This window comes from Streptomyces sp. KLMMK, assembly GCF_036961605.1.
In the GTDB taxonomy this organism is placed as follows: domain Bacteria; phylum Actinomycetota; class Actinomycetes; order Streptomycetales; family Streptomycetaceae; genus Streptomyces; species Streptomyces telluris.
In genome coordinates this window covers 1-2,719 of the sequence record NZ_JBAMDC010000606.1, presented here as the reverse complement: position 1 = coordinate 2,719, position 2,719 = coordinate 1, and the positions used below count along the sequence as shown (strand labels likewise).

The 2,719-nt window shown below is 76.1% G+C and carries 1 protein-coding gene and 1 pseudogene; both read right to left on the bottom strand.

Annotated elements, in window-relative coordinates:
* A partial coding sequence (locus V7793_RS36175) for a protein kinase (RefSeq protein ID WP_336013919.1) occupies positions 1-1,541 on the bottom strand: 1,541 nt, incomplete at its 3' end.
* 352 nt (positions 1,542-1,893) lie between these two features.
* Positions 1,894-2,719 (bottom strand): annotated as a pseudogene (locus V7793_RS36170) (serine/threonine protein kinase); the annotation flags it as partial.

Below are 2,719 nucleotides of genomic sequence, written 5' to 3'. Positions count from 1 at the left end.
CCGCCTTCCCGCCCGGCCTGCCCGGCCTGCCCGGCCTGCCCGGCGCCTTGCGTACCGGGCCGGAAGGGGTTCTGCCCACCGGGCCGTCCGGCGCCGGGGCCACCCGGCTGACCGGCACCCTGCCGGCCCATGTGCCCAGCACCTTGCCCACTCGGAGGCCCGGGCCTCTGCCCACCGGGGTGACCGGCACCCTGGCCTCCCGTCGAACCCGCGCCCGGCGCCCCGGCGTAACCAGCACCCTGCCCGCCCGGCAACCCGGTGCCCGGCCCGCCGAAATACCCGGCGTCCCGCCCGCCCGGGCGGGGCGTGCCCTGTCCGCCCGGATGTCCGGTGGCCCGCCCTCCCGACGGCCCGGGGGCCTGGCCGGCCGGCTGACCGGCACCCCGCGGGCCCAGGGGTCCCGCGCTTTGTCCGCCCGGACAGCCCGCGTCCTGCCCGCCCGTTACCCCGGCACTCCGCCCACCCGGACGACCCGGGCCCTGCCCGTCCGGCCCCGGGTGCCCGGGGATCCGGCCGGGTGCCGACGGGCCCGTTCCCGGCCCGCCGCGCGTTGTCAGAGGGCGGAAACCCTCCGGCGGCCACGGCCTGACGGGTGCTCCCTGGCCGTTCGGCGGCAGGAATCCGCCTGCGGCGCCCTGGTCCCGGTACGGCGACTGGGCGGGCCTCGGGCCCGGCTTGCCCAAGCCCGGCGCGCCGCCGCCCGGCCCGTATCCGCCGGGCACGCCTCCGCCCGGAGAACCTCCGCCCGACCCGTATCCGCCCGGCCCATATCCCCCCGGCCCGCCTCCGGACCCGCGCCCGGCCGCCCCTGGGGCTCCGTCGTCGCCCGGCCCCCTCGGCCCCGCCCGCCCCGCCGACCCTCCGGTGCCCCGTGGCATCGGCATTCCGCCCCGGCCCTGGCCGTCGAGGCCCGCGGGTGGGGTGTGGCCGTCCGGGACGGGGTTGTAGCCGCAGAGGGCCTCCTCGGCGGCGCCGGCGGCCAAGCCCGTGAGGATGGCGCGGCCGTCGTCGCAGATGAGGACCGTGCGCGTGGTGATGTTGCGGTGGGTCCAGCCGTGGGCGTGCAGAGCGCGCAGCGCGGTGAGGACGTCGGCGGCGACCTCGGCGGCACGGTGGGGCGACAGGGGCCGCTCGGCGAGCAGCGCGGCGAGCGGGCGGGCGGGCAGCAGCTCGCTGACGACCCACAGGCTGCCGCCCTCGGCGAAGACGTGGAAGACCTGGTCGAGCCGGGGGTGATCGGGGACCTGCGCCGCGGCCGCGGCCGCGGCCAGAGCCCGCCTCACCGCCGCATCGCCGCCGGCACCGGAGGCCACAGCGGCACCGGTGGCACCGGCCGTACCGCCCGCCCCGGCGCGGACGGCGCCCGGAGCACCGTCCAGCACCTCGGCGTCCACGACCTCCGGCAGCGGGATCTGCCGGACGAGGACCTCCTGCCCGCTCAAGGTGTCGAAGGCACGGGTCTCGACGAGTTCGAAGACGTCGGACGGCGGCAGGGGCAGGCGATACCGGTCGGCCAGGATCCGCCCTGCGTAGTCGTCCACGACGCCTCCCCAAGCGCGCGATCCGCACCTCGCCCGAATGCCCGGACAACCGCCAACAGCGGTCAAATTGCCGCCTATTGCAGCTGCGTACCGTCCACGACACCTCACGATACGTGCCGAACCCGCCCCTTCGGGCGCGTACGGCTCAGTACGTGGCTCCGGGATGTACAGGGGCGTACGCGAGTGCCGTCCGTCGCGCCACACCCGTCAGAAAGGTCGGCTCCAGCCTCCCGGGCCACGGGCGTCCGGACACCTGAATACCTAGGCGCACAGGTGCCAGCCCGTCCCCGGCCCCGTCCGCGCCGCCGACCCCGTCCGCGTCCCCGTCCCCGTTCCCGTCCCCGGGGTCAGGTCAGTCCTCCGGCGAGAAGGTCCTGAACGCCGCATCCCGCAACGCCCGGCACTCGGCGTCGCCCCACTTGTCCTTCTCGCACGTGATCATGATGGCGTAGCCGCGCTCGTCGTCCACCTTGAAGCCGCGGTTGAGGACCTGGACGCGCTTGCCGTTCTGGTCGCGCTCGAACGACCAGTCCGCGATGGTCGGGTAGTCGTGCCCCTCCCAGCCGCGAATCTCCTGGACGGACAGCCCCTTGTAGTTCGGCATGGTGTGCCGGGCGCCGGAGTCGGACTCGCGCCACTCCTTGGCGGCGTCCGGCTTCGGGTCGGAGCCGAAGTCGACCTGGACGCGCGGGAAGCCGCCGGACGCGCTGTAGATGGCGCCCGAGTGCTCACCGGCGGTGCCGGTCTGCTTCCAGCCTTCCGGGAGGGCGATCCTGAAGTGGTATTCGTCGTTCTCGATCCGCTTGAACCCGGCGATGTCCGTGCCCTGACCGCCCGAGACGGGGACGGAAGCGGAAGCGGTCCTGGCCTTGAGGTCCTTGCCGCCCTTGCCCTGGGCGCCGTCCTTGCCCTGGGCGTCCGTCCTGCCCTGGCCGTCCGCCCGGCCCGAGGCCCCGGCCGAAGGCGTCTGCTTGGTCGCGGACTTGCCTTCCTTGCCGCCTTCGTCGTCACCGCCGCTCAGCGCGAAGGCGAGGACCGTGCCGAGCACGGCCAGCACGACGACGACCGCCGCGACGACCAGCGTCCGCCGCGGCACCGTCTCCAGGAGGGGCCTGCGCACGACGCCGCCCTGCCGTGCGCCGAGCAGGCTGCCGCCCGCGCTGCCCCGCCCGCCGGGG